This window comes from Mycobacterium shunyiense, assembly GCF_058270075.1.
In genome coordinates, this window is sequence record NZ_JBZDPU010000017.1 from 72,471 (window position 1) to 99,149 (window position 26,679).

The 26,679-nt window shown below is 66.1% G+C and carries 26 protein-coding genes; 13 read left to right on the plus strand and 13 right to left on the minus strand.

What is annotated here, in order from left to right; all coding sequences use genetic code 11:
* Positions 1-7: 7 nt before the first annotated feature.
* Entirely contained in the window at positions 8-319 is a 312-nt protein-coding gene (locus AC4ELH_RS21370; RefSeq protein WP_064881571.1) for a hypothetical protein, read from the plus strand.
* On the opposite strand, the gene AC4ELH_RS21375 is transcribed toward AC4ELH_RS21370, so the two are convergent.
* The 3 genes from AC4ELH_RS21375 to fadD2 all read right to left on the minus strand — a co-directional run bounded on the left by AC4ELH_RS21375 (position 316) and on the right by fadD2 (position 3,804).
* Complete coding sequence (locus AC4ELH_RS21375) at positions 316-1,176, minus strand: SDR family NAD(P)-dependent oxidoreductase (protein ID WP_498886468.1); 861 nt, start codon at positions 1,174-1,176, stop codon at positions 316-318. The genes AC4ELH_RS21370 and AC4ELH_RS21375 overlap by 4 nt on opposite strands.
* Before the next feature lie 47 nt (positions 1,177-1,223).
* On the minus strand, positions 1,224-2,006 hold the full coding sequence (locus AC4ELH_RS21380) for an SDR family NAD(P)-dependent oxidoreductase (RefSeq protein ID WP_064958428.1): 783 nt from the start codon (positions 2,004-2,006) through the stop codon (positions 1,224-1,226).
* Between the two features lie 124 nt (positions 2,007-2,130).
* Positions 2,131-3,804, minus strand: a complete 1,674-nt coding sequence (gene fadD2, locus AC4ELH_RS21385; protein WP_498886470.1) for a long-chain-fatty-acid--CoA ligase FadD2 — start codon at positions 3,802-3,804, stop codon at positions 2,131-2,133.
* Between the two features lie 54 nt (positions 3,805-3,858).
* Here fadD2 and ligD point away from each other — a divergent pair, with 54 nt between their 5' ends.
* Positions 3,859-5,103: a non-homologous end-joining DNA ligase gene (ligD, locus tag AC4ELH_RS21390; RefSeq protein WP_498886472.1), complete on the plus strand. Its 1,245-nt coding sequence runs from the start codon at positions 3,859-3,861 to the stop codon at positions 5,101-5,103.
* Here ligD and AC4ELH_RS21395 read toward each other — a convergent pair.
* Positions 5,073-5,903 (minus strand): alpha/beta fold hydrolase, encoded by an 831-nt coding sequence (locus tag AC4ELH_RS21395; protein WP_498886474.1) that lies wholly within the window; start codon positions 5,901-5,903, stop codon positions 5,073-5,075. The two genes, ligD and AC4ELH_RS21395, sit on opposite strands and share 31 nt — an antisense overlap.
* A gap of 107 nt (positions 5,904-6,010) precedes the next feature.
* Between AC4ELH_RS21395 and AC4ELH_RS21400 the strand changes: the two genes are divergently transcribed.
* The 4 genes from AC4ELH_RS21400 to AC4ELH_RS21415 all read left to right on the plus strand — a co-directional run bounded on the left by AC4ELH_RS21400 (position 6,011) and on the right by AC4ELH_RS21415 (position 9,424).
* The gene (locus AC4ELH_RS21400) at positions 6,011-6,745 is read left to right on the plus strand and encodes a (Fe-S)-binding protein (RefSeq protein ID WP_448445208.1); all 735 of its coding nucleotides are present in this window, start codon (positions 6,011-6,013) and stop codon (positions 6,743-6,745) included.
* Positions 6,742-8,208 (plus strand): LutB/LldF family L-lactate oxidation iron-sulfur protein, encoded by a 1,467-nt coding sequence (locus AC4ELH_RS21405; RefSeq protein ID WP_498886477.1) that lies wholly within the window; start codon positions 6,742-6,744, stop codon positions 8,206-8,208. The genes AC4ELH_RS21400 and AC4ELH_RS21405 overlap by 4 nt, the downstream gene beginning before the upstream one ends.
* Positions 8,205-8,846: a LutC/YkgG family protein gene (locus tag AC4ELH_RS21410; protein WP_448445204.1), complete on the plus strand. Its 642-nt coding sequence runs from the start codon at positions 8,205-8,207 to the stop codon at positions 8,844-8,846. The genes AC4ELH_RS21405 and AC4ELH_RS21410 overlap by 4 nt, the downstream gene beginning before the upstream one ends.
* A gap of 128 nt (positions 8,847-8,974) precedes the next feature.
* A complete protein-coding gene (locus AC4ELH_RS21415; protein WP_064958423.1) occupies positions 8,975-9,424 on the plus strand; it encodes an STAS domain-containing protein in 450 nt (149 codons plus the stop codon).
* A gap of 174 nt (positions 9,425-9,598) precedes the next feature.
* Here the strand turns inward: AC4ELH_RS21415 and AC4ELH_RS21420 are convergent, their stop codons facing one another.
* Together AC4ELH_RS21420 and AC4ELH_RS21425 are read right to left on the minus strand one after the other, a co-directional pair.
* Positions 9,599-10,996, minus strand: coding sequence for a DUF1254 domain-containing protein (locus AC4ELH_RS21420; RefSeq protein ID WP_498886880.1), 1,398 nt, complete (start codon positions 10,994-10,996; stop codon positions 9,599-9,601).
* Positions 10,997-11,081: 85 nt separating this feature from the next.
* On the minus strand, positions 11,082-13,421 hold the full coding sequence (locus AC4ELH_RS21425) for an arylsulfatase (RefSeq protein ID WP_498886480.1): 2,340 nt from the start codon (positions 13,419-13,421) through the stop codon (positions 11,082-11,084).
* Positions 13,422-13,574: 153 nt separating this feature from the next.
* On the opposite strand from AC4ELH_RS21425, the gene AC4ELH_RS21430 reads away from it, so the two are divergent.
* The 3 genes from AC4ELH_RS21430 to AC4ELH_RS21440 all read left to right on the plus strand — a co-directional run bounded on the left by AC4ELH_RS21430 (position 13,575) and on the right by AC4ELH_RS21440 (position 15,422).
* On the plus strand, positions 13,575-14,591 hold the full coding sequence (locus AC4ELH_RS21430; RefSeq protein ID WP_498886482.1) for an AraC family transcriptional regulator: 1,017 nt from the start codon (positions 13,575-13,577) through the stop codon (positions 14,589-14,591).
* Between the two features lie 166 nt (positions 14,592-14,757).
* Positions 14,758-15,108, plus strand: a complete 351-nt coding sequence (locus AC4ELH_RS21435) for a heme-binding protein (protein WP_064881630.1) — start codon at positions 14,758-14,760, stop codon at positions 15,106-15,108.
* On the plus strand, positions 15,105-15,422 hold the full coding sequence (locus AC4ELH_RS21440; RefSeq protein ID WP_064881585.1) for a hypothetical protein: 318 nt from the start codon (positions 15,105-15,107) through the stop codon (positions 15,420-15,422). The genes AC4ELH_RS21435 and AC4ELH_RS21440 overlap by 4 nt, the downstream gene beginning before the upstream one ends.
* Before the next feature lie 2 nt (positions 15,423-15,424).
* Here the strand turns inward: AC4ELH_RS21440 and AC4ELH_RS21445 are convergent, their stop codons facing one another.
* From AC4ELH_RS21445 to AC4ELH_RS21460, 4 genes are all read right to left on the minus strand, one after another.
* Positions 15,425-16,636 (minus strand): CaiB/BaiF CoA transferase family protein, encoded by a 1,212-nt coding sequence (locus AC4ELH_RS21445; RefSeq protein ID WP_064881631.1) that lies wholly within the window; start codon positions 16,634-16,636, stop codon positions 15,425-15,427.
* A gap of 59 nt (positions 16,637-16,695) precedes the next feature.
* Positions 16,696-17,436, minus strand: a complete 741-nt coding sequence (locus tag AC4ELH_RS21450; RefSeq protein WP_498886484.1) for an SDR family oxidoreductase — start codon at positions 17,434-17,436, stop codon at positions 16,696-16,698.
* Between the two features lie 63 nt (positions 17,437-17,499).
* A complete protein-coding gene (locus AC4ELH_RS21455; protein WP_064958419.1) occupies positions 17,500-17,862 on the minus strand; it encodes a nuclear transport factor 2 family protein in 363 nt (120 codons plus the stop codon).
* 38 nt (positions 17,863-17,900) lie between these two features.
* Positions 17,901-18,410 carry a MarR family winged helix-turn-helix transcriptional regulator gene (locus AC4ELH_RS21460; RefSeq protein WP_064958418.1) on the minus strand — a complete coding sequence of 170 codons (510 nt, stop codon included), beginning with the start codon at positions 18,408-18,410 and terminating at the stop codon, positions 17,901-17,903.
* Positions 18,411-18,497: 87 nt separating this feature from the next.
* Here AC4ELH_RS21460 and AC4ELH_RS21465 point away from each other — a divergent pair, with 87 nt between their 5' ends.
* The 3 genes from AC4ELH_RS21465 (at position 18,498) to AC4ELH_RS21475 (ending at position 21,377) form a co-directional block, all read left to right on the plus strand.
* A complete protein-coding gene (locus tag AC4ELH_RS21465; RefSeq protein ID WP_498886487.1) occupies positions 18,498-18,980 on the plus strand; it encodes a nitroreductase family deazaflavin-dependent oxidoreductase in 483 nt (160 codons plus the stop codon).
* 52 nt (positions 18,981-19,032) lie between these two features.
* On the plus strand, positions 19,033-20,922 hold the full coding sequence (locus AC4ELH_RS21470) for an acyl-CoA dehydrogenase family protein (protein ID WP_498886489.1): 1,890 nt from the start codon (positions 19,033-19,035) through the stop codon (positions 20,920-20,922).
* Positions 20,923-21,224: 302 nt separating this feature from the next.
* The gene (locus AC4ELH_RS21475; protein WP_498886491.1) at positions 21,225-21,377 is read left to right on the plus strand and encodes a hypothetical protein; all 153 of its coding nucleotides are present in this window, start codon (positions 21,225-21,227) and stop codon (positions 21,375-21,377) included.
* Positions 21,378-21,386: 9 nt separating this feature from the next.
* On the opposite strand, the gene AC4ELH_RS21480 is transcribed toward AC4ELH_RS21475, so the two are convergent.
* Together AC4ELH_RS21480 and gabT are read right to left on the minus strand one after the other, a co-directional pair.
* Positions 21,387-22,841 (minus strand): NAD-dependent succinate-semialdehyde dehydrogenase, encoded by a 1,455-nt coding sequence (locus tag AC4ELH_RS21480; protein ID WP_498886493.1) that lies wholly within the window; start codon positions 22,839-22,841, stop codon positions 21,387-21,389.
* A 31-nt stretch (positions 22,842-22,872) separates the two neighbouring features.
* A complete protein-coding gene (gabT, locus tag AC4ELH_RS21485; protein WP_064881635.1) occupies positions 22,873-24,219 on the minus strand; it encodes a 4-aminobutyrate--2-oxoglutarate transaminase in 1,347 nt (448 codons plus the stop codon).
* Between the two features lie 111 nt (positions 24,220-24,330).
* Between gabT and AC4ELH_RS21490 the strand changes: the two genes are divergently transcribed.
* Positions 24,331-25,809: a PucR family transcriptional regulator gene (locus AC4ELH_RS21490; RefSeq protein ID WP_064881597.1), complete on the plus strand. Its 1,479-nt coding sequence runs from the start codon at positions 24,331-24,333 to the stop codon at positions 25,807-25,809.
* Here the strand turns inward: AC4ELH_RS21490 and AC4ELH_RS21495 are convergent.
* Positions 25,799-26,614, minus strand: coding sequence for an acyl-CoA thioesterase (locus AC4ELH_RS21495; protein WP_064958414.1), 816 nt, complete (start codon positions 26,612-26,614; stop codon positions 25,799-25,801). The genes AC4ELH_RS21490 and AC4ELH_RS21495 overlap by 11 nt on opposite strands.
* Between the last annotated feature and the right edge of the window lie 65 nt (positions 26,615-26,679).

Genomic DNA, 26,679 nt, shown 5'->3' on the forward strand with positions numbered 1-26,679 from the left:
CGAAGATATGGGCAGCGATGAAGACGATGTCGAAAAGCGTTGGCACAACCCGGAAATGTTCCGATCCGCGGTGGGCTACGTGGTCGCCGTCGTTGTCGTGGCAGGCTTGGCGCTGACGTTCTACGCCTTTGATCACTCCGTGCTCTCGGCCGCGCTGGTGCCCACGATCACCTTCGTCGGCGGGCTCGGGGCGTTTATCCGGACCTACCAGGTGTGGAAAGCCGAGGGTACCTGGCCGATCTGGCAGGGCGCAGGGTGGTTCCTGCTGGCGTTGTCGTTGGTATGCCTGGCCGTGCCCGGCACCGCGATGCTCTCCTAATGCCCCTTGTTGAGCTCTGCTTGCACAGCACGGCTTCGGTCGAGCGCCGTCTTCGCGAGGCGCAACGACAGCCGCGGTGACAGCCGCTCCAGATACCAGAACAACTTCCACCACGCGGGCACGATGATCATCGCGTCGCCCCGCATCACCGCCCGCACCACACGCTCGGCGAAAACGTCAGGATCCATGGGCCGCAACGGCTCCCACACCTTCTTGACGAAGTCTTCGTCGGTGACGCCGGGGCCCTTGAGCCGGCCGTACTTGCCACCGCTGAGAATCGGTGTCCGGACGACTCCCGGGCACAGCGCCGAAACCAGCACGTTGTGACGCTCGGCCTCGACGCGCAAGGTCCGCGAGATGGCCACGACGGCATGCTTGGTGGCGGAGTAGCTCGCCTGACCCGCACCGGTCATGAGACCAGCCATGGACGCGGTGTTCACGATGTGGCCGCTGTGCTGCCGGATCATGATGGGATAGACCGCCTGGATGCCGTGCACGACACCACGCAGGTTCACGTCGAAGACTTCGTTCCAGTCGTCCAGTGTGTACGAGTCGATCTCACCGCCGACCCCGATTCCCGCGTTGTTGAACAGGTAGTCGATGCGGCCCGACCGCTCCACGATCGTGGCGATCGCGCCCTCGAACGAGGCGAAGTCGCGCACGTCGAGTTCGATGGAGTGCGCTGTTCCACCACTGACACCAAGCTTGTCGGCGAGGTCCTGCGCGACATCCTTCTGCCGATCGGCTATCCACACCTCAGCGCCTTGGCCGGCCAACCTGGCCGCGAGCGCCGCGCCGATACCCGATGCACCACCGGTGATCACGGCGACTTTTCCCGATACGCTCTGCGCCCCCATGGCGGCAGAATACGTTCGATCTCTCGGCCCCACCGGAGGTTGAGTTTCTAGGGCAGGATCGAGTCGACGTATCCGCCGTCGACGCGTAGTGCTCCGCCGGTGGTCGCCGAGGCCAGAGGCGACGCGAGATAGGCCACCATGTTGGCGATCTCCTCCGGCTCGATCAGGCGCTGGATCAGCGACTGCGGCCGATGCTTGATCATGAACTCCCGCTGCGCCTCGTCCCACGGCAGCGACTTGTCGACGAGCTGGTAGACGAAATCCTCGACGCCCGCGGTATGGGTCGGCCCGGCGATCACCGAGTTCACGGTCACGCCGGTACCTGCAGCTTCCTTGGCGAAACCACGCGACACCGCGAGCAGGGCCGTCTTGGATACGCCGTAATGGATCATCTCCGCCGGCGTGACAATTGCGGAGTCACTGGCGATCTGGATCGCCCGGCCCCAGCCGCGCTCGGTCATGCCCGGCAGGTAGCTACGGATAAGCCGCACGGCTGCAAGGACATTCACGTCGAAGTAGGTGCGCCACTGCTCGTCGGTGATCTCCATCGGCGGAACCGCCCCGAAGATGCCGAGGTTGTTCACCAGGATGTCGACGTCGGGCAACTGACGCAGCAGATCGGCAGTTCCCTCCTCTGTCGAGACGTCGGCGGCAACACCCAGGACGTCGAACTCGCCCAGTTTGGCGACGGCCTCATCGACGCGGGCCGACGTACGACCGTTGACGGCGACGCGGGCACCGCTACGTGCCAGTTGCTCGGCGATGGCCAGCCCGATGCCTTGCGTCGAGCCCGTGACGAGTGCGGTCTTTCCGGTCAGTTCGATGTTCACAAGGAGCTATTACCTCCGGCCGGACCGAACTATTCCTCGTTCGGCAAAGACAACACCGGCGAGCAGACGCTCCGGTGCCCGGAAACAGGCATTTCGGGGTACCGACACGTCTGCTCGCCAGGATTCATTCCAGGTCGCGGAGTTCCCGCTTGAGGATCTTGCCGGTCGGGTTGCGCGGCAACTCGTCGAGGAACACCACCTCACGCGGCACTTTGTAGCGCGCCAGATGCTCTTTGACGTAGGCCTTGACCGTGTCCTCGTCGAGGTTGGCTCCCTCGGCCTTCACCACGAAGGCCTTGAGCCGCGCACCCCATTCCTTGTCCTCGACACCGAGCGCGGTGGCCTCGATGACGTCGGGATGTCCGCTGATCAGATCCTCGACCTCGGCCGGGAACACGTTCTCGCCACCGGAGACGATCATCTCGTCGTCGCGACCGCTGACGTAGAGCAGGCCGTGCTCGTCGAAGTATCCGACGTCGCCCGACGACAGCATGCCGTCGATGATCTCCTTGCCCCCGCCACCGGTATATCCCTTGAACGGGAAGGTGTTTCGCACGAAGATGCGCCCCACCTTCCCCGTCGGCAACTCGTTGCCGTTGTCATCGATGATCTTGACGGTGATGCCCTTGACCACCGGCCCGACCGTCGACGGATTGATCGACAGATCCTTGGGGCGCGCGATGCTGGCGAAGGCGATCTCGGTCGATCCGTACAGGTTGTAGATGACCGGCCCGAGCTCTTTGAGGGCGCGGGATGCCAGTTCCGCGCCGAGTTGGGAGCCGGAGACGAACACGATCCGCAACGACGACAGGTTGGGTTTGGGCTGCATCTGATCGAGATGGTCGAGCATGCGCGAGAGCATCACCGGCACCACCACCATGCCGGTGACTCCGTGCTTCTCGACGTCTTCGAACACGGTGGCCGGCTTGAACCGGCGACGGAGTACCAGCGTGGAGCCCAGCATCATCGCGATGGTGGCGTGCAGGAACCCGAGCGCATGGAACATCGGCGCGGGAAGTGCGGTCACCTCACCGGCCTTGAACGGGACGTGGGACAGCACTCCCCCGATCGGCGCCAGTGACGGCGGAGCGGCCCGGTTGGCGCCCTTGGGAGTGCCGGTGGTGCCGCTGGTCAGGATGATGATCGCGGGATGTTTGGTGGCCTTGGGTGCGGGACGGCCGTTGCTGCGTGCGATGACGTCGGCCAGCGTTTCATCGGTGCTGCCTGACGGCATTTCCGAATCGGGGTTGACGCCCAGCGCCCGCAATTTGCCCAGTGCCGGTTCGGCATGTGCGACGGCAGCGGTGTACTCGTCGTCGTAGATGATCACCTTCGCGCCCTCGCGCGCGGAGACCTCTTTGATCTGCGGCCCCGAGAACTCGGAGTTCAGCATGATGATCCGGGCTCCGACCCTGGCCGCGCCGTATTGGGCGATCAGGAACCAACGGTGATTGCGGGCCAGGATGGCCACTCCGTCCCCACCGCGCACGCCCATCGTGAGCAGCTCGTTGGCGACCGCGTGCGCGGCGGCGTCGAGCTCTCCGAACGTCAACTCGCCCTCGTCGTCGATGACCGCGACACGGTTGGGGTGCCGACGCGCATTGAGGGCGGGGATCATGCCGATCTCGCCCCAGGTCCGGATGTCGTTGAGCATGGCCGCGATGTTCTGCGGGGGCTCCAGCCGCAGCGCGCCCGCCTCGAACATCTTGCGCGCGTAGTGCAATTCGGCCGCGCCACGCTCCGCGTACTGCTTGGCTTTCGCGGTCAGGTTCGCCGGCAGATCAGACAGACTTGGCATGTCGCCACAATAAGTGACGTCTGTCGCACCGCGGGCGGTAACTACCATGTGGTCATGGCCGGTGCAGAGTCGCTGGAGATCGACGGCCTCGAGGTGGCCGTCAGCAACCCCGACAAGGTGGTTTTCCCTGATGCGCATGTCACCAAGCTGGACCTGATCAACTACTACCGATCAGTCGCCGACGGTGCACTGCGTGGTGTCTATGAACGCCCGATGATCCTCAAACGGTTCGTGAAGGGAATCGCCACCGAAGCCATCTTTCAGAAGCGCGCTCCGGAGAAACGGCCGGACTATGTGGACGTCGCCGAGCTCAAGTACCGGTCCGGCACCTCGGCCAAGGAAGCGGTGCTGCGAAACACCGCGGGACTGGCCTGGGCGGTGAACCTCGGATGCGTCGATTTCAACCCCCACCCCGTGCGCGCCGACGATCTCGACCACCCCGACGAATTACGGGTCGACCTCGACCCGATGCCCGGGGTCGGCTGGTCGCAGATCGTCGATGTCGCGCAGGTGGCCCGCGAGGTGCTGGAGGAACACGGCCTGACCGCGTGGCCCAAGACGTCGGGCTCGCGCGGCTTCCACATCTATGCGCGCATCCACCCGCGGTGGCCGTTCACCAAGGTGCGGCTGGCTGCCGAGACGGTGGCTCGTGAGGTCGAGCGACGCGTCCCGGACATTGCGACGGCGCGCTGGTGGAAGGAAGAGCGGGGCTCCCGGGTCTTCGTCGACTTCAACCAGAACGCCAAAGACCGCACGGTGGCCTCCGCCTATTCCGTGCGGGCCACCCCCGATGCCCGGGTGTCCACCCCGCTGCGCTGGGACGAGGTCGACGGCTGCCGCCCCGAAGCGTTCACGGTCACCACCGTGCCGTCCCGGTTCGCCGAGATCGGCGACCCGTGGGAAGGCATGGATCTAGCGGTCGGCGAGCTGGACGCGCTGCTCGCGCTCGCCAAGGAACTCGGCCCGGCGGAGAAAGCCCCGAAGGGCACGTCTCACGATGGACGACGACAGTCGAGCATGCCGCTGATCGAGATCGCCAAGACCAAAACCAAAGACGAAGCCATGGCGGCACTGGACGTATGGCGCGAGCGCTATCCGGCTGTGGCGGCGCGGCTCGAACCCGTCGACGTCCTGCTCGACGGCATGCGCGGGCCGAGCTCGATCTGGTACCGGGTGCGGATCAACCTGCAGCACGTACCCGAGGCCGAGCGCCCACCGCAGGAAGAGCTGCTCGCGGATTACAACCCGTGGGAGCACTATCGCGGTGCTCAGTGGCCGCCGGATCGACACCGCGACTGATCGGAAACCACCTGAATCAGCAATTCAGCAGTGCCTTCTGGTGATTCGACGTGGAAGTGATGGCTGCCCAGATCCACGGGCACGATGTCGATGCGGTCGCGATAGCGATCGATGGCTTCTTGCCTGATGAGTGAGCGCACCGCGAACAGCGTCACCGGCTCTCGGACGTCGCTGAGCGCGGCATCCATGTCCCAGTCCACCAGGCCCTCGATGGACCGCAGCCCGGCCGGCTGGCGTACAGCCGCCATCTTCGTGAAGTAGGTGTTCGTACGCCCCGGATCGGTGCCCTCGGGCGATCCTCCTTCGACCATGCCCCACGTCGCCGCGTCGAAGTCGTCGTAGAAGGGTTGCAGCACCGCCCGGGCCTGCCGTTCGTCCTGGGCCGGATACAGCGACAGGTAGTGCAGGCCGTCCAGCGCAACGACATGCGAAACCGCATCGGGCAGCAACCGTGCGGTCTCGACCGCCACCGCACCGCCGAGGGAATGTCCGACCACGACGACGCTCTGCGCAGCTTCGGCGGTCAGAACTGCCACGACGTCACGGGCGAACTCCTCGATCGTCCAGACCTCACGCGCCGACCGAGATTCACCGTGTTCGGCGAGATCGATCGCGATGACGCGGAACCGGTCCGACAGGAAGCCGGTGATGGCGTCGTAATCGGTTCTGTCACAACCCCACCCGTGGATGAAGGCGAACGTCGCCCCATCGGCCTGACCGGTGACCGCGTATCGGATCGTTGTGTCGTATGGACGCTGAACCTCGCGGACCGCAGGTGCAGTCTCGCCCGTTGCCGACATACTGGCCTTTCAGTCTCCGACCGCATTCCGCGGCCACGCCGAACAACAGCCGCCCGCGGTTACGGATTCCCGGCATATTGTGGATACGTCACGGTTTAGGAGTGTGCATGCGAATCGCCCTGTTCGCGACCTGCCTGGCGGATGCGATGTTCCCACCTGCGGCGATCGCCACGGTGCAGTTGCTCGAGCGCCTGGGTCACCAGGTGGTCTTCCCTGCCGGCCAAACCTGTTGCGGCCAAATGCATGTCAACACCGGCTATCTGCAGGAGGCCACCGCGCTGGTGCGCAATCACGTCGAGTCCTTCGAATCCGCGAATTGCGATGCCATCGTCGCGCCGTCGGGATCGTGTGTGGGGTCCGTCCGTCACCAACATGCGATGGTGGCCCGCCGCGCCGGCGACGAGAGCCTGGCCACCCGTGCCGACCGCCTGGCCGAAAAGACCTATGAGTTGTCCGAAGTGCTGATCGACCTGCTCGGGGTCGACGACGTCGGCGCCTACTACCCGCACCGCGTCACCTATCACCCGACCTGTCACTCACTGCGCATGCTCGGGGTGGGCGACAAGCCTCTGCGCCTGCTACGCAACGTGCAGGGACTCACTCTTGTGGAGCTGCCGGAAGCCGAATCCTGTTGTGGATTCGGCGGAACATTCGCCATCAAGAACTCGGACACGTCCACGGCGATGCTGGCCGACAAGATGGCCCACATCCTGGCGACCGAGGCCGAGGTGTGCAGTGCCGGAGACTCCTCATGCCTGATGCACATCGGTGGCGGCCTCAGCCGGCTGCGCTCCGGGGTACGCACCGTGCACCTGGCCGAGATCTTGGCGGCCGAAGCATGACCACATTCCTGGGCACCCCCGGCGTCGGCAACCTTCGCGGCGACGAGTCCTTTCCGAAAGCCGCGCGCACCGCGCTGGCCGACTCCCAACTGCGCCGCAACATCGGCCACGCCACCCACACCATCCGCACCAAACGGTTGGCCGCCGTGGCCGAATGCGACGACTGGGAACAGTTGCGCGCCGCGGGCAGCGCCCTCAAGCAGGACGTGATGGCGCGGTTGCCCGAGTTGCTCGAGCAACTCGAGTCCAACGTCACCCGCCGGGGCGGCGTGGTGCACTGGGCCCGCGACGGCGAGGAGGCCAACCACATCGTCGCCGACCTCATCCGCGCCACCGGATCCGACGAGGTGGTCAAGGTCAAGTCCATGGCCACCCAGGAGATCGGCCTCAACGAGTACCTGGAAGCTCACGGCATCGCCGCTTTCGAAACCGACCTGGCCGAGCTGATCGTGCAGCTCGGCCACGACAAGCCCAGCCACATCCTGGTGCCGGCCATCCACCGCAACCGGGCCGAGATCCGCGAGATCTTCGACCGGGAGATGCCCGACGCGGGTGAGCTGACCGATGACCCGCGGGTGCTGGCCATGGCGGCCCGGGCCCATCTAAGGCGCAAGTTCCTCACTGCGAAGGTCGCGGTCAGCGGGGCGAACTTCGGTATCGCCGAGACCGGCACGCTGGCCGTCGTGGAGTCCGAGGGCAACGGCCGGATGTGCCTGACGTTGCCGCAGACGCTGATCACGGTGATGGGCATCGAGAAGGTGGTGCCGTCGTTCACCGATCTCGAGGTCTTCATGCAGTTGCTGCCGCGCTCCTCGACCGCGGAACGCATGAACCCGTACACCTCGATGTGGACCGGCGTGCATCCCGGCGACGGCCCCCAGGAATTCCATCTGGTGCTGTTGGACAACGGCCGTACCCGGGTGCTGGCCGACGAGGTGGGGCGTCCCGCCTTGCACTGCATCCGGTGCAGCGCGTGCCTCAACGTCTGCCCGGTCTACGAACGCACGGGCGGGCACGCCTACGGCTCGGTGTATCCCGGACCGATCGGGGCGATCCTGAGCCCTCAGCTCACCGGCACCACCGGTCACAATGACCCCAACGCCAGCCTGCCGTTCGCCTCGTCGTTGTGCGGAGCGTGCTTCGAAGCCTGCCCGGTGCGCATCGACATCCCGACGATCCTGGTACACCTGCGCGCGCAGCAGGTGGATCAGGAAAGAGGGGGCATTCCGTCCGGACAGGATCTGGCGATGAAGGCCGCGGGCTGGGCGATGGCCGGCGCGGGCCGGTTCGCACTGGCGGAGACGGCGCTGGGCGCCGGACGGCTGATCGCCGGACGTGATCACCGCATCTCCGCGCTGCCCTGGCCCGCCTCGAAGTGGACGGCCAGCCGTGACATTCCCGAGCCGCCCGCCGAGACGTTCCGGCAGTGGTGGAACCGGACCCACGAGGGAGGCCGAGGATGACGGGTCTGACGTCCGAGTCGGCCCGGGCGGCGGTGCTCGGTCGGATCCGCGGTGCCCTGGCCGCGGCACCGCCACCGTCGGTCGCGGTGCCGCGGGACTACCACCGTGAGCCCCTGACCGGCGCCGGTGACGTCGAGCGCTTCGCCGAGGCGGTCGCCGAGTACCGCGCGCGGGTCCATCGGATCGGGGTCGACGCGATCGCATCGACGGTCCTCGAGCTCGTAGGGCCCGAAGCCACTGTGGTCATCCCGGCGGATCTGCCGCTCGAGTGGGCGACCGGGCTGACGACGGTCCCCGACGCGCCGACGCTGAGTGTGGAGCAACTCGATCGCGCCGATGCCGTACTGACCGGATGCACGCTGGGAATCGCCGCGACTGGCACGATCGTGCTAGATGCCGGTCCTGGGCAGGGGCGGCGGGCGCTGACCCTGGTGCCAGACCATCACCTCTGTGTGGTGCGGATTGATCAAATCGTCGACACCGTGCCGCAGGCATTCGCCGAGCTGACGGCGACCCGGCCACTGACCTTCATCTCCGGCCCCAGCGCCACCAGCGACATTGAACTGCAGCGGGTAGAAGGCGTCCACGGGCCCCGAACTCTGGACGTACTGATCGTCGCCGACCTTACCGACGGGTAGGTCCCAAATGTTCTTAGCAAAGCATTAACGCTGGCTCCCAGCAGCCTTATTTTGCCCACTTAGCGTTATGAACAGGTTGACGCGACGGAGCTCAGCCAGAGCTCAGGAAAGACGGCGGGAGGCTGATCATGACATTCACGAACAACACCCCGGCATTGGATCGACACTTTCGGTACGGGAACTCGGCAGTCATCTGCGAGGGCGCATCGATGCGTGCGCAATGCCGCCAGCTGGCGACAGTGGTCACCGTAAAGGGAGACATCGACACCAACAACATCGATCAGATCGCGTCGTATGTGAATCGATTCATCCTTGCGGAGAAGCCATTGGCACTCGATCTGAGTGGCGTGAACAGCTTTACTCCGCAGGCGATCTCACTGTTCTACGACATCGATGACCGGTGCGGCGCACTCGGTGTGGACTGGGCGGTAGTCGCCAGCCAGCCGGTCGCCGCCGAGATCCACCACCAGGAGGTGGGCGTCCCGCTCAGCTCGTCGGTGCCCGAAGCCCTGCATCACTTCGCCGAAGGCAATACGGCACGCCGCCGGTTGCTGCCCCTGCTTACCAAGAGCGCCTGAGAGAAAGGCCAACACTATGTTGATCGATGTCCGCTGGTTGACCCGCCTGCTTCGTCATCGCCACCGGGCGGTGCGCGTGTAGCTCATCGCTACACCCGATAAAACGAGATGGCTGCCAGACCTGGTCTGGCAGCCATCTCGTTTTTTGTTGGCAGTTGCCTGGCAAATCCCTTGTCAGGGAGCCTTCTTCACCGCCGGCGGCTTCCACGAACCATCGATGATCGACGGCGGGGTCTCCTTCGGCCAGTACAGGCGCAGCATCAGGTTGAACTTGCCGGCCGGTGCGGGCAGCCAGTTGGCTTCCTTTTGCGGACCCGGGTTGTCGCGCTGCAGATAGAGATCGACCGACCCATCCGGGTTGGTGACGAAGGGGTTCCGCTGGCTCAGGGTGTAGCGGTTGAGCGGATTGTCGACGAAGAAGAAACCCTCGTCGTACATCGTGAGTGACCAGAATCCGTTGACGGGCGGAAACTGGCCCTTGTCGAAGTGCAGCGTGTACTTGTTGGCGCCGTCGTAGGTCTGGCCGTCGGTATCGGCTTCCGAAGTCGGGTAGACCGCATCCTGGGGGCGGTTGGCACCGAGGCCGATGGCGGTGATCACCGCACGCTGCAGATAGTCGGTTCCGTACTGACCGGTCTTGGTGGTGAACCGCCAACCGTTGATGTCATCCCAGTTCTTGGCAGCGGCCATGATCTTGTCGACCCCGTCCTTGGGAACCGACTGCAGGGCGGCGGCGACATCGGAGCCGAGCTTGTTGATGTCGAACTTCTCCCCGGGGGCGATGCCGAGCTTGGCCATCTTGTCCACGATCGGCTTGTCGGCCTCGACGGGCGGGTTGTCCTTCATCAAGGTGGCCATCAGATTGAAGTAGTCCTCGGTGCTCAGGTTGTTCACCTGATCGCGAACCGGGGTCTTCATGTCGATGGCCGGATCGACCTTGCCGGCCGGCGGAGTATAGGGCTTGCCGTACGAGCTGAGCGGCACCAACGAGATCTCGTCCTGCAGCTTGTGTACGGCGGCGTAGTCCTCGGGAGTGCCATCGCAGTAGATGCGGCCCAACAGCCATACCGTCGAGGTCGGCGACTTGTACTCCTTGACGCCGGCGGGCAGCGTGCCCTTCCAGCCGGGACCGGTGATGGCGTAGGTCTGTGGACCGGTGCCCGTGGTGCGCTTCCCGGGAACCTCGAATAAGTTGGTGTAGCCGTCGAGCATCGGGAACAGGTAGTAGCGGTCGCTTGCCTCCGGGAGGCTCAGCACCCACGGCTGATCTTTCACGTCGACGAATCCGTTGACGTACAGCGTGTCCGCGTTGGGCGCCGTGACGTCTCGGAACTGGGCGTTCGGGTACTCACGCATCCGCATCAGCTGGCCCATCGGGGCGCGCGGGGATTCGATCTTCTCGACATTGGTCATGACGCGTCGTGTCATCTCGACGGTGACCAGGGAGTAGCCGTAGACATACGCATCCTGGGCGATGGCCTTGGCCTCGTCGGGCGTCAGCTGCCCGGATCCGGACTGACCGGACTCTTCCGGCGACGACGGCGAACAAGCCATCGTGGCCATCATCAACATCGTGGTGCCGAGCACCACCAGCCATCTGGCCGTGCGCCGATCCTTCTTCACGAAAAGCCGTTCCTTTCTTAGGGTTTTCTGCCGGCTAGGTGTAAGCGACATGTACGCGGTGGATCCTTCCCTCGAACGGGAACGGCGCACGCTCGCGGTAGTCGAGCGACACCGGTGAGCCGAGACAGGTGCCTATGTCGAGGCAGTCGTTGGCGGTGAACAGCAACGGTGCGCTGATCGGGACCTGGCCATCGGCGAGCGTCTCACCGTTGCGCGCAACGGTGATGTCGAGCGGGCCGGCCGGGCGCGGATCGGCGTACTGGGTGGTCACGGTGAGAGTGGCTCGCCCCGGCGGCACCTTGTTCTCCGAGCGGATCTTGGTGCGCGACAAGATGAACAGGTTGTACTCGTAGCAGAGGTAGCCGTCGTCCAGATAGAGCGTCAGCCCGCCGGCCGCCGCACCGAGGGCGTACAGCACCCCGTTCGCGTTGGCCGGGATGTCGACGTCGATGGTGACGACGTTGTTCTTGTTGCCGAGCGCCGGGGCACAGAACTCCGGCATCCGGATGGTGTCGCCCGAGAATTCCCACTCCTTGTACGGCGGGGCGATGCGCAGCTCCGGGTGATAGACCGGCACCCACAACCCACCGCCGATCGGCAACACTTCATTGCGCGCCGCTTCGACCATGAACATCTCTCGCATCTGGGCAAGCTTCTCGGGCTGTTCGGCGGCGAGATCGTGGGCCTGCGACCAGTCTTCGTCGAGGTGGTACAGCTCCCAGGTGTCATTGTCGGGGGTCCAGGTGGCGATCCCGGGCGGCTGGCCCGGTACCCACGGCAGCCGCGGTCCGCGCGCCGAGGCCATCCAGCCATCGTGGTAGATGCCGCGGCTGCCCATGATCTCGAAATATTGGGTCTTCTTGCCGCCGGGCGCATTTCGGTCTCCCAGCGTGCGGGCGAAACTCGCTCCCGCCAGCGGCATCTGAGGTTCACCGTTGACCGTGTGCGGCGGCACGATACCGACGATGTCGTAGATGGTCGGCACGATGTCGTTGCAGTGCAGGAACACGTCCCGCGGGGCGCTCTCGGCGGTGATCTTGGCGGGCCAGCGCACCGCCATCGGGTTGCGCGTGCCACCCAGATGCGACGCGAGCAGCTTCATCCCCTTGTACGGAGTGCTGCCGGCCCACGCCCATGCGGCGTGATACTGGTTGTCGACCAGCGGGGAGCCCAGAACGTCGAGGCCGCCCAGTTCGTCGAGAGCGTCGATGTGCTGACGCACGGTGGTGGGAATCCCGTTCTGCGCCAACAGTTCGGCGATGGTGCCGTTCTGTCCCTCGCCCGACGAGCCGTTGTCACCCCAGATGTAGAGGAACAGGGTGTTGTCGGCATAGCCCAGCGATTCGAGCTCGTCGGTGATGCGGCCGACCTGGACGTCCACATGCTCGGCGTAGCCGGCGGCAACCTCCATCAGGCGGCGCTGGAACGGCTTCTCGTCCTCGGGGATGTCGTCCCAGGACGCCATCGCCTCGTCGCGTTCGGTGAGGGCACAGTCCTGCGGGATCCAGCCCTTGTCCTTGGCGCGTTCGAAAACCCGCTGCCGGTAGGCATCCCAGCCGTCGTCGAACTTGCCCGCGTACCGGTCAGCCCACTCTTTCATGATGTGGTGCGGGCCGTGCAGACAACCGCTGGCCCAGTACATGAAGAAGGGCTTGTCGGCGTTGAAAGCCTTGTGCCGGCGCAGCCACGAGATGGCGTCATCGGCCAGATCCTCCGACAGGTGGTAGCCCTCCTCCGGAGTCCGGGGCGGCGGGACGATGGTGGTGTTGCGCACCAGGTTCGGTTCGTACTGAGAGGCTTCACCGGCGAGGAAGCCGTAGAAGTACTCGAAACCCAGACCGGTGGGCCAGTTCTCGAACGGCCCGGCCGCGGTGGTCTCCTCGGCGGGGGTGTTGTGCCACTTCCCGAAGGCCGATGTCGCGTAGCCGTACTGCTTGAGCACCTCGGCCACAGTGGCACTGGACCGCGGGATCTTGCCGGCGTACCCGTCCCAGTCGTTGGCCAGCTCGGCGATCTGACCGTTGCCGATCTCGTGGTGGTTGCGGCCCGTGAGCAGCGATGCGCGGGTCGGCGAGCACATCGCCGTGGTGTGAAAACGGTTGTACGACACCCCTTCAGCACAGATCTTGTCGAGGGTCGCCGTCGTCACTTCACCACCGAACGTCGAGGGCAGGCCGGGCCCGGCGTCGTCGATGAGCACGATGACGATGTTCGGCGAGTCATCGTGTAGTCGCTTGGGAACTTCCCGCGGGTTGTACGTCGACTCCTGCAACGTGCGGCCCGCGATACTGCCCGATGGGATCGGCGGGAACGGCAAAACACCGCCGTCCGGTAGAGCTGCCGCAACCAACTGGTCACCCTGCACGTCAGACACCGCGCCCCTCTTCTCCATAAGAACTGGGCTGTGCAGCCGACCACTGGTGGGGCAGGCCGCGCAGCCGTTTCACCCCGACCCGGGCATCTACTGTGCAGCAAACTGTCAGCTTCTGTCTTGACATTCCGGGACAAATCTTTGACATTGTGGGACATGGCCGTGATCCGGGGCACGGCCCTCACGAATTTTCACCAGCTGGTCACCGAACTCGGTGGGGATAGTCACGCTCTGGTCGATGCCGCCAACATTCCCTACGACGATGTCGGCCGCCATGACCGCTTCATCTCCCTGCCCAACGGGGCACAGATGCTCGAAGACACTGCCGCCACACTCGAAACCCCGGACTTCGGGCGGCGTTTGGCGCTCCGCCAAGGCATCGACATCCTCGGCCCGGTCGGGCTGGCGGGTCGTAACGCCGCCACCGTTGCCGAAGCCTTCCTGATCTTCGACAAGTTCATGGCGGCCTACAGCCCGTCGATCACCGCGCGGGTGACCACACATCTCGACCCGGATCTGCGCCGTTTCGAATTCGAGTACGCCCTGAACCCGGTACCACCGCAAGCCCAGGCCATCGAGCTGTCGCTGGGAGTCACGTTGCAGGTACTGCGGCTGTTCCTCGGCGCCGACTACCGGCCTGTCGCCGTGCACCTACCCCATTCCGCGCTGACGCCCAGCGACGACTATCAGAGCTACTTCGGCTGTCCGCCCAGCTTTTTCGAACCGGTCGCCGGCTTCACCCTGCGCACCACCGACCTGCAGCAGCCACTGCCCACCGATCGACTTGCCCACCAGACCGCGGTCGACTATCTGGCCCAGGTGATGGGTGAATCCAACCCGACCACCAGCCAGCTGGTCCGTAGCCTGGTGCGCCAACTCCTGCCCACCGGGGTGGTCGGCCTGACCGACATCGCCCGTCACATCGGTCTTCACCCGAAGGCCCTGCAACGGCGTCTGCTCGCCGAGAACGCCACGTTCGCCGACCTCGTCGACCAGACGCGGCGCGAGTCCGCTCAACGTCTGCTGCTCGACACCGACCTCAGCCTCGACCAACTCTGCCACCAACTCGGCTATGCCGAGCAAAGTGTCCTCACCCGCTCCTGTAAGCGCTGGTTCGGCACCACCCCGACGGCGTATCGCAATGGCCGCACCGCAGTACCGCCGCGGCCCTAAAGGCCGACGCACCAAGACATGCCACGTTCTTGCCGAGCGAAAGATTCGTCGCACACACCCACTCCCACCTGCTAAAGTTCGGCCCGCCGGGCGATGCAATCGGCACCTGCCCACCTCGGGAAGGAGTCCCGCTGTGTCCCGCACACCGATCACCGTGCGCTACGGAATGGTGCCGGCGTTCGCCGCCGGTGCCGTCGGGGTTGTCGTCGGCCTGTCGAGTCCCGTGACAGCAGCCGCCGAGCCGCCACCGCCCAATTGCACGGCCGCCGATCTCGCCGGCATCGCCTCCGGAGTCGCCGCGGCAACCTCCACGTATTTGTGGACCCATCCGGACGTGAACGATTTCTACACAAATCTGCACGGCCGCCCACAGGAAGAAGTGCCGGGTGCCACCAAGGACTTCTTCGACGCCAACCCGCAGGCCCACGCCGACCTGGTCGGGATTCGTCAGCCGCTGACCGACTTCCGCGCCCGTTGCGGGATCAAGCCACCTGATCAGCCTCTAGGACAACGATGAACACCCCAACGTCTCGATCATCATGGCTCCGCGCGGCCACGGTCGCGCTCGCCTTCACCGCGCTGCCCGGCGCCATCGTCCTGGCCGCCCCGGCCGGGACCGCCAACGCCGACGTGTGCGCCAGCGCCGGGCGCCGGATTTCGGTCGGCGGCTGCGTCAACATCGCCGACGCCGTCGCCCCTTATGTTCCGCCGCCGGCCTACTACGCGCCGCTCCCGGAGGACGTGCCTCCGCCACCGCCCCCACCGGGTTCCAACGTCAGCGGCTGCATCGGCTACAACGGCCGGTGGGTACACGCTGGCGGCTGCAACTAGTGTCAGGCGATCGCGCCCGAGTCTTTGAGCTCTTCGATTCGGTCCCAGTCGAGGCCGAGTTCCATCAGCACGATCTCGGTGTGCTCGGAAGCCTGAGGTGCCCGGGTGGTCTCGAGCGGTTCGTGGTTGAACTGCACCGGCCCGCGCACCACCTTGAACGGCTTGCCGCCGTCACTGGCGTCCACCTCGACGATCATGTCGTTGGCGACAGCCTGGTCGTCCGTGGCCAGGTCGACCAGGCTTTGGAACGGCGCCCACTGACCCTTCATGGTCTTGAGGTGCTGACGCCAGTACTCGAACGGCTTGCTGCCGATCGCCTTCGCGATGAGTTCGACACCTTCCGAGGCGTTCTCGATCAGCGGCAGCACATCGGAGAACCGCGGATCGTCGGCGAGCTCGGGTAGACCGAGATGTTCGAAGGCATCGCGGATGTAGCCGGTCGGGCTGACGATGCACAGGTTGATGGTGCCGCCGTCGGACGTCCGGTAGTTGGCCATGAACGGGTTCACCGAAGTGGCGTCGTCGGGCATCAGCGAGCGCATCGTCTCACCGGTCTCCATGCCCTGCGTGACGCTGGCGCCGGCCGCCCACCACGCCGTGCTCAGCAGTGAGACGTCGATCTCGGCCGTTTCCCCGGTCCGCTCGCGGTGGAACAACGCCGCCGAGATGCCGCCCGCGATGTTCATCCCGCCGATCGAATCACCGAACGCCGGAATGCCTTGCGAAAGTGCACCGTTGATCGCCTCCGGGGTGAGCGCGTGCCCGACACCGCTGCGGGTCCAGAAGGCGGTGCCGTCGAAGCCGCCGGTATCGCGCTCGGAACCTTTGTCGCCGTAGGCGCTGCCGCGGGCGTAGATGATGTCCGGGTTCACCGCCCTGATGTGCTCGACATCGAACTTGTTCTTCTGCCGTTGGGCGGGAAGGTAATTGGTCAGGAAGACATCTGCCGTCTTCGCGATCTCATACAGCACCTCCTGCCCGCCGGGGGTGGAGACGTCGATGCCGACGCTGCGCTTACCGCGGTTGGGGTGCTCGATGAGCGGATGCCGGTTCGGGTCGAGCTGGAACCCGCCCATGTTGATGAACCCACGCTGGGTGTCGCCGCGCACCGGGTGCTCGACCTTGATAACGTCGGCGCCCCAGTCGGCGAGAATGGCTCCCGCCGCCGGCACGAAGGTGAATTGCGCGACCTCGAGCACTCGCACGCCCTGCATGACCTTGATCAACGCGGCTCCTAACCGTCGGACTTACGGTAAGTGTACCGAGACCCGTGTCACAGCTGAATCTGCCCGCCGTCGACCGCGAGCTCCGCGCCGGTCATGAAGCTGCTCTGATCCGAGGCCAGGAACAGCACCGCAGAAGCGATCTCCTCCGGACGGCCGAGCCGCTTCATCGGCACCTGCGAGGCCATACCGTCGAGCAGATCCTGCTTCTGGTCCACCGGTGCCAGCCCGGTCAGCCCGGGAGTTTCGATCGGTCCGGGCACGACAGTGTTGACGCGGATCTTGCGGTCGGCCAGTTCAGCAGCCCACGTGCGGCCGAGCGAGCGAATGGCGGCCTTCGACGCCGCGTAGAGGCCGAACGCGGCCACGCCCTCCGAGGCAGCAGTAGAACCGGCGAGGACGATCGAGGCGCCCTCGTTCAGCAATGGCAGCATCTTCTGCACGGTGAACACCGTGCCGGCCACGTTGCGATCGAAGTTGTCCCGGTAGTGCTCTGGGGTGACGTCGGCGAGGGTGGCGAAGTCACCGCCGCCTGCGTTCGCAAAAACGACGTCGAGCCCCTTACCGTGCCCACCGATCTCCTCGGCGAGGGCGTCGAGATCCTCGATCTTGCTGATGTCGCTCTGGATGCCGTGGGCGCCGATTGAGGCGGCCGCCGCGTCCAGGCGGGCGCGGTCGCGGCCGCTGATGAAAACGTAGGCGCCCTCGTCGGCGAGCCGCCGGGCGGTGGCCAGCCCGATCCCCGAGGTTCCCCCGGTGACGAGTGCCGTCTTGCCGTCGAGCTGTCCCATGATCGAACTCCGTTCGTATGCGGTTCGTGTGTTCCGTCCGCTACAATATAGGTGATACGTCACCTATTCCGGCGAGTTCAGCACCGTCCACATCCGGACGATTCGCTCGCCCGATATCTCCGCCACGTCAAAGCCCGACGCCACGGTGCCATCGTCCGCGGTGCGCACCTCCCAGGCCAGAAATCCCAGACCGCGCGTTTGCCGGACCGGGCCGACCTTCGCGAAATGCAATCCGGAAAGCTTTTCCTGCAGTTCAGCCGCCTTGGCATCAAGTTGGGCGTGACCGGTGGCAACCCCTTCGTCATCGATCCACTGCACATCATCCGCGTAGGTGGTCGCGATGGCCGCGGCCCGGAGTTGCGGGTCGCGCTGGTCGAACACGGCCAGAAGATTGGCCTCCATCAGACGGGTGATCACTTCACTCATTTCGACTCCTGACATTTAAGTGATACTTCACCTAAATGCTAACTCGGCGCAGGAGGCAGCGAGCTGTTGTGGTCGAGGTTGACGTGGATGTGCTCCAGCGCCGCAGTGAACGGTGCGAGCAGGTTTTCGGGCAGGGGATCGAAGAAAAGTCTGCGCACCAGATCGACATGACCAGGCGCGGCCTCCCCGATCGCCTGCCGACCATTCTCGGTGAGGATGACGTTGGTGGTGCGACCGTCCTCGACGCTGGCGCGGCGTTCGGTCAGGCCACGTTCCTCCATACGACGCAACTGATGTGACAGCCGACTGCGTTCCCAGCCGATCTGCGCGGCGAGGTCGCTGACGCGCATGCCGTCGTCACCCACGTTGCTCAACGCCACCAGCACGTCATAGTCGGCGAGCGACAACCCCGAATCGGCCTGCAGCTGGCGGTTCATTTCGTAGTTCATCCGCAATTGCACGCGCATGTAGGCGACCCAGGCACGCTGCTGCTTGGGTGTCAGCCAACCCTGCTTCGGTGATGTGTCCCGCACTTTTCTCGGCGCCACTTCGTCAGTATGACGGTCCACACCGCAGTTGAACCCAGCCGCGCCCGGAGGTCCGGCGAAACCGGTGCGGGTCCCTATGCTGGCCGGGTGAGGCTCCTCGGCGCGGTGGCCGGCAGTCCGTATGTCTATCGGCTGATGCTCAAGTGGCACCGGCTGGTCCCTCCGGTCGAGCGCCTGGCGCGCCGGCTCAGCCGCGGTCGGAACGGCGTACTCGAACTCGCCGGGTTGCCGTCGCTGCAATTGACGGTCGCCGGCCGCAGGTCCGGCATCTTGCGGACGGTGACGGTTCAATACGTCTGCGACGGCGGTTCACTGTTGTTGGTGGGCTCCAATTGGGGCCTGCCGACCCATCCGGACTGGACCCACAATCTGCGGGCCACCGACCGCGCGCGGATCACTCGCGACGGCACCACCGAGAACGTCGCCGTCGAGCTGCTCACGGGTGCGGAACGTCAACGCGCGTGGCGCACGATTCTCGACTTCTGGCCCAACTACGCGTTGGCCCAGGAGCGCGCCGGCAGCCGCTCTTTTCAGATATTCGCGTTACGGCCGACCAGCGACGGAGCGTGAGCAGGGCCGTTTGCGGGTATGCCACCAGCGAACGGACATATGGAGGCCGGCGATGACCGCTACCGGAGAAGTCAACGAACGACAAGCCAGGCAGGTCGCCGAGGAGGCGCGGGAAGCGCGGTGGGACCAGCCCAGTTTCGGCAAAGAACTGTTTCTCGGCAGGCTGCGGTTGGATCTGGTCCACCCGCACCCGCGTGGTTCGGCCGAGACCACGGAGCGGGGCGAGGCCTTCCTGGCCGAACTTCGGGAGTTCTGCGAGACGCAGATTGACGCCGCGGTCATCGAACGCGATGCACAGATCCCGGACAAGGTCATCCAGGGTTTGAAGGGGCTCGGCGCGTTCGGCATGAAGATCGGCGTCGACTACGAAGGGCTCGGCCTGTCGCAGGTGTACTACAACAAGGCCCTCGCCCTGGTCGGCTCGGTTCACCCCGCTCTGGGCGCGTTGTTGTCCGCGCATCAGTCGATCGGCGTGCCGCAGCCGGTCTCGATGTTCGGGACCGCCGAGCAGAAGCAGACCTGGCTGCCGCGGTGCACGCGGGAGATCAGTGCCTTCCTGCTCACCGAACCCGACGTCGGCAGTGACCCGGCCAGGTTGCACGCCACCGCGACCCCCGACGGCGACGACTACCTGCTCAACGGCGTCAAACTGTGGACCACCAACGGGGTCATCGCCGATCTGCTGGTGGTGATGGCCCAGGTGCCGCCGGGCGAGGGACACAGAGGCGGCATCACCGCCTTCGTCGTCGAAGCGGACACCCCCGGCATCGTCGTCACCAACCGCAACGCATTCATGGGGCTACGCGGAATCGAGAACGGTCTGACCAAGCTGACCGACGTGCGGGTGCCCGCGGCGAACCGCATCGGCCGCGAGGGTGAAGGCCTCAAGATCGCGCTGACCACGCTCAACGTCGGACGGCTGTCGCTGCCGGCGGTGTGCACCGGCACGGCGAAGTGGTGCGTGAAGATCGCCAGGGAGTGGTCGAAGGAACGCGTGCAGTGGGGCCGACCGGTCGGTGAGCACGACGCGGTGGCCGGCAAGGTGGCATTCATCGCGGCCACTGCTTACGGAATCGAGTCGATGGTCGAGCTTGCCGGCGAGCTCGCCGACGCGGGCCGCACCGACATCCGGATCGAGGCCGCACTGGCCAAGCTCTACGGCTCGGAGATGACCTGGCTGATCGCCGACGAGCTGGTGCAGATCCGTGGCGGCCGCGGCTTCGAGACCGCCGGATCGCTGGCGGCCCGCGGCGAGCGCGGGGTGCCCGTCGAGCAGGTACTGCGCGACATGCGGATCAACCGCATCTTCGAGGGTTCCACCGAGATCATGCATCTGATGCTGGCCCGCGAGGCTGTCGACGCCCACCTTTCAGTGGCGGGCGACATCATCGACCCCGACGCCGACCTCAAACACAAGGCGAAGGCAGCCGCACAGGCCGGCAAGTTCTATGCGCGCTGGCTACCCACCCTGGTCACCGGGAAGGGTCAACTACCAACATCATTCACCGAGTTCGGACCACTCGGCGAACACCTGCGGTATGTCGAACGGGCCAGCCGCAAGCTCGCCCGCAGCACGTTCTATGCGATGTCCCGGTGGCAGGGCAAGTTGGAATACCGGCAGCGCTTCCTCGGCCGGATCGTCGACATCGGCGCGGAACTGTTCGCGATGACGGCGGCCTGCGTCCGGGCCCGCAGCGACACCCCCGACTCCGCGACGGAGCTCGCCGACGCGTTCTGTCGTCAAGCCCGAGTGCGGGCCGACCGGCTGTTCACCGAACTGTGGGACAACAGCGACGACTCTGACCGAACGTTGGCGCATGCTGTGCTCGACGGTCGGTACACGTGGCTGGAGGACGGGATCATCGACCCGTCGATCGACGGACCGTGGATCGCCCAGGAAGGCGGCGAGGTGACCGAGGACGTACACCGTGTCATCGGCTGAACAAAGTACTTGCGCACGTGAACAACTCACGCCCGCAGGCTTCCTGACAGCCCGGTACGCTCGTAGACTCGATAGGTTATGACGACCCCGTCGAACGCGCACGGCGGCTGGGCACAGTGGCCGCATTCGGTCGATGCCCTCGATCACCGTCTCACCCGCAGACAGGCGCGTCAGATGAGCCGGCGATTCGACCGCGTTGGGGTGGGCATAGCGCAGCCCGCCTTCGGGAAATCTCCTCCGGGGCCCCTGCCGCCGATGCCGAGCTGGAACGGGTCCAATTCGCCTTCGTCGCAGACGAACTCATGCACGACGAGCGGATCGCGAAGCTGGCACGCGGCAAGCAGCGCTGCGCGTCGTGGTTCGTGGTCGTCATCATGGGGCTGATCATGTTCAGCTCACTGCTGTGCATGGTCGTGCTGATGTTGAGCCTGATGCAGCACTCGGCGCCGTTCTGAGCCGACCGGTCAGTCGAAGGCCACGCTGAAGTACTGCGTCTCCTGGAACTCCTCCAGGCCGACACGTGCGCCTTCGCGGCCGAGTCCGCTCTGCTTCATCCCGCCGAACGGGGTCGACGGATCGGACACGACACCCCGGTTGATGCCGACCATGCCGGCGTCGAGGGATTCGGCGAGCCGCACCGCATCTTGCAGCCGGCCGGCGTAAACGTAGGCGGCCAAACCGTATTCGGTGCCGTTGGCCCAACGCAGCAGGTCTTCCTCGTCGTCCCACACCACCACCGGGGCGACCGGGCCGAAGATCTCGTCAGCGAGCACGGCGGCATCCGGGGCAACTCCGGTCAACAGTGTGGGCGCAACGAACCAGCCTTCGGACGGCGCCTCGGCCCGCGCGGCGATCACCGCGCCGTCGGCCACTGCGGCATCGATCGTGGCAGCCACCCGCTGCGCTGCGCGCTCGCTCACCAGGGGGCCGATCTGCGATGCCGGATCGGATGCCGGACCCACTCGCAGCGCGGCCACCTCGGCGCCGAGTCCGGCGACGAACTCCTCGACGACCGAGGCGTGCACATAGAACCGGTTGGCCGCTGTGCAGGCCTGCCCACCGCCACGGAACTTGGCCACCATCGCACCGGCGATCGCCGCCTCGACGTCGGCGTCGGCGGTGACGATGAACGGCGCGTTGCCGCCGAGTTCCATGCTGGCGTTGACGATCCGGTCCGCGGCCTGCTTGAGCAGCACCCGGCCGACGCCGGTGGAACCGGTGAACGACACCTTGCGGACCCGGTCATCGCTCAACCAGTCCTCGACCACGGCAGCGGCATCGGTGGTGGGCACCATGTTGACCACACCGTCGGGCACGCCTGCGGCCGACAGTATTCCGGCGATCGCCAGTGCCGTCAGCGGCGTCTCGGCGGCCGGCTTGAGGACCACGGTGCACCCCGCCGCCAGTGCGGGGGCGATCTTGCGGGTGGCCATCGCGGCCGGGAAGTTCCAGGGCGTCACCAGCGCAGCGACCCCGACCGGCTTGTGCGTGACCAGGGTCCGGGCGCCACCGGCGGGGCTCACACCGTAGGCACCGTCCGTCCGCACTGCTTCCTCGGAGAACCAGCGGAAGAACTCGGCGGCATAGCCCACCTCAGCCCGGGCGTCGGCCTGCGATTTGCCGTTCTCCGCGCAGATCAGGGCGGCCAGACGCTCGGAGTCGGCGACCATCAGGTCGAACACCCGGCGCAGGATGTCGCTGCGCTGCCTCGGGCTCGTCGCGGCCCAGCCGGCAAAGGCCCGGTGCGCGGCATCGACGGCCGAGCGGGCGTCGGCCACCGTGCCGTCGGCGACCTCGGCGATGGGCAGGCCGGTCGCCGGGTCGTGCACCTCGAACGTGGTGGCAGCACCGCGGTTCTGCCCGTCGATGAGGATGCCGTGCTTGGCGTCGAGTCCGGCGATCGCGTTCTGTGTGTTCACTCAAATCTCCAGGGATCGAGCAGACCAGCGCTCAGCGGGTCTCGGCGAAGATGGCGGCCAGGATGTCCAGCCCCTCCTTGAGCAGGTGGTCGGGCATCGACAGCGGCGGCAGGAAACGGAGCACGTTGCCGTAGGTTCCGCAGGTCAGCACCACCAGCCCCTGCGCGTGGGCGGCGGTCGAGACCTGCTTGGCCAGATCGGCGTCGGGTTCGGTCGTACCGGCCTTGACCAGTTCGACGGCGATCATCGCGCCGCGGCCGCGGACCTCGCCGATCCGGGAATCCTCGGCAGCGATTGCCTCTAGGCGGCCGGTCATCGCCTTCTCGATCTCCACCGCACGGGCCAGCAGTCCGTCGCGCTCGATGGTGTCGATCACCGCGAGTGCTGCCGCACACGCGATCGGGTTACCGCCGTAGGTACCGCCGAGGCCGCCGGCATGCGGCGCATCCATGATCTCGGCGCGACCGGTGACCGCCGACAGCGGCAGGCCACCTGCGATGCCCTTGGCGGTGACGATCAGATCCGGCACGACGCCGTCGTGCTCGACGGCGAACATCGCGCCGGTGCGGGCGAAGCCCGACTGCACCTCGTCGGCGACGAACACCGCGCCGGCCTCGGTACACCAGTCCTGCAGTGCGCGCAGGAATCCCGGTGCGGGAACGATGAATCCGCCTTCACCCTGAATGGGCTCGATCACCACGGCAGCGACGTTCTCGGCCCCGACCTGCTTGTCGATCAGGTCAAGGGCTCGGGCGGCCGCAGCGACACCGTCAGTCTCGCCGTCACGGAACGGGAAGGACGTCGGCACCCGGTACACCTCACCGGCGAACGGCCCGAAGCCGTTCTTGTACGGCTGGTTCTTGGCGGTCATCGCCATGGTCAGGTTGGTACGGCCGTGGTAGGCGTGGTCGAACACCACGACGGCCTGCCGACGGGTGTAGGCCCGCGCGATCTTGACGGCGTTCTCGACGGCTTCGGCGCCGGAGTTGAACAGCACGCTGCGCTTGTCGTGGTCGCCCGGGGTGAGCCGGTTGAGCTCCTCGGCCACCCGCACGTATCCCTCGTACGGGGTGACCATGAAGCAGGTGTGGGTGAACGCCGCGACCTGCTCGGTGACGGCCTCGACGACGGCCGGTGCGCTGTTGCCCACGGTGGTCACGGCGATGCCGGAGCCGAAGTCGATGAGCTGGTTGCCGTCGGCGTCGACGAGGATTCCGCCGCCCGCGGCGACCACGTACACGGGCAATGTGGTGCCGACCCCGCCCGCGACCGCAGCTGTCTTCCGTGCCTGCATCTGCTGCGAGACCGGGCCCGGAATGGCGGTGACGATCCGGCGTTCCTGGGTGACGGCCGCACCCGCGATCTCGGCGATGCTCACGTGTTCCTCCTGCTGCTGGCGGTTGTCTGCCCTCACGCTAGGCAACGGCCACCGCGCGCGGCAGGTCAGGAATGCACATTCCACCGCAGATGATTGTGCAAAACTGGCAAGATGGTCCTGGTCGGCGATCTCCTCGACGCACGCGCACTCGGACTGAGTGCCGTCCAGGTCGGTCGCCCGGAGGCAGCGGTCCGCTGGGTGGCCACGAGTGAGCTCGCCGACCCGGGGCCGTTCCTGGAAGGCGGCGAGATCCTGCTGACCACGGGCCTGGAGACCGGCGACTGGCACGGCCAGTGGGACGGCTACGTGCGCAGGCTTGCCGACGCCGGTGTGGCAGGCATCGGATTCGCCGTCGGACTCACCCACGCCGATACGCCCGCCGAACTCGCCGATGCCTGCCGCAGACACCACGTGAATCTGTTCGAGGTGCCGCGCCCGACCACGTTCGTCGCGATCAGCCGATACGTCGCGCATCTTCTGGAAGAACAGGAGTCCACCGCCACCCGCGAGTCACTCAAGACGCAGCGCAAGCTCATCTCGGCGGCGGCCAAACCGGAGCCCGCCGTTGCGGTCATCACGGCACTGGCCGCGGCGCTCGACGGCGCGACCTGCCTGCTGAATCCCGATGGCCGCGTCGTCACCGGCCCGGTCGGCGCCCGTCGCAGCGAGTTTCCGCTCGACGAGGTCGCCGACGACGTCATGCGGCTCCAGGCACACGGATTGCGTTCGGCTGCGGCACAGTCCAACCCGACCGCCTCGGTGTCGGTGCACCCCATCGGTTTGCGCGGGCGGGCGTCGGCCTATCTGGCCGCCTTGATGCCGGCCAGGGCATCGGAAGAACAACGTCAGGCCGTGACGACCGCCGTGGCACTGTTGGGCCTCATCGACGAACAGGATCGCAGCCGTGCCACCACCCGTCGGCATCTGCGCGAACGGGCAATCGAGCTCATCGCCGAAAGCGATTTCCGCACTGCCCAATTGGTGTTGGAGGTGGACCAGGCGGGGACCGTGCTGCCGAAGCGCATTCGCTTCTTGCGGGCCACCGGGGACGCGGCCGCCATCGAGACCGCGGCGGCCGCTCTGGAACGGCGCGGCATCCTTGCCGGGGTCTACGCCGGTGAGCTGTGCGCGATCACCGAACCGTCCCGGGCCGGGTCGACGGCGTCCCGGTTGACCGAGGACGCGCTGCTGGTCGGGGTGGGGAATTCGGTCGCGCCCAGCGACGGCGAGACCGGTTACCGTACCGCCGGATTGGCGCTGGGACAGGCCACCGACGGCTCCGGTCCGGTGGTCTGGGACCGGGTGATCGACAACGGCCCCCTCGGTCTGATCGATCCCGACAAGGCCGCCGCCTTCGCCGAATCCTGGTTGCACGGGCTGGATTCCGAACAGCTGGACACGTTACGGTGTTTCCTGCGCCATCACGGGTCCAGACTCAAGGTCGCCGAGGAACTCGGCCTGCATCGCAACACCGTGCGCAATCGTCTCGCGGCCATCGAGAAGGTGCTGCCGGGGAAGCTCGACGATCCGCAGACCCGGGTGAGCGCCTGGATCGCCCTTCAGTCGGTCCCCGAGGACCTCAGGCCTTGAAGTACACGAACTGGTGGCTGGTGGCCAGCAACGTACCGCTTCGCCCGAACAGGCGTGCACTCTGATCGAAGTAGCCGCCGGAATACCGGTGCGCCCGTGCCGTTCCCAGCACGAAGTCGTCCCCCTGAGCCGCGAGCTGCTCGTCGTCGGCGTGGAAGTACACCGAGATCGATACCGTTCCGGCCGGAACGAAGTGGCCACGCCGCAGGAACACCCGCGGATAGAAGATATCGCTCACCGCGGTCAAGGCGGCGAAATCCATTGGCCTGGAGGGCTTGTTGCGCACCCACATGGTCGTGGTCGAACTCGCCGATTCGGTCGGTTCGGCAGAATCATTGCCTGCATCCGGCATCGCGCCGTCGACGAACCGCATGTCAAAGTTGTCGAACCACACCACGCCGAACGGCGGCACCGACGGCTCGATGTCCTCGGGCGCCGGAGCCTGCGGCCACTCGACCTCGGTGTCCGACCAGCCCTCCCGGCGCAGCCCGAATACCGCGGTGGCCGTGGTCTTGACCTCATTGTCCTGGCCGAGTTCGACGATCCAGTGCTGATTGGACCGGTTGGTCTTGACCAGCCTTGTCACGACCTCGAACTCGCCGTCAGCGATCGGCGCCACATAGTTCACGGTCAGCGCGATCGGCTGGCCGTGCCGTTGTGGGTGGAGCTCCACCGCGCGCAGCAGGGTGGCTGCCGTGACACCACCGAACGGGCCCACCATGTTGGCCCACTCCGGCAGCGTCCGCCCGCGCCACCGGTCGTCACCTGCGGATTCGAGTTCAAGGGCGTTGTCCAAGGGATGCACCCGGCCACAGTACCCAGGCCGCCTGCGCGGGTTCCCGGCGCGCCAGGGGCTTCACGGGCAGCCTC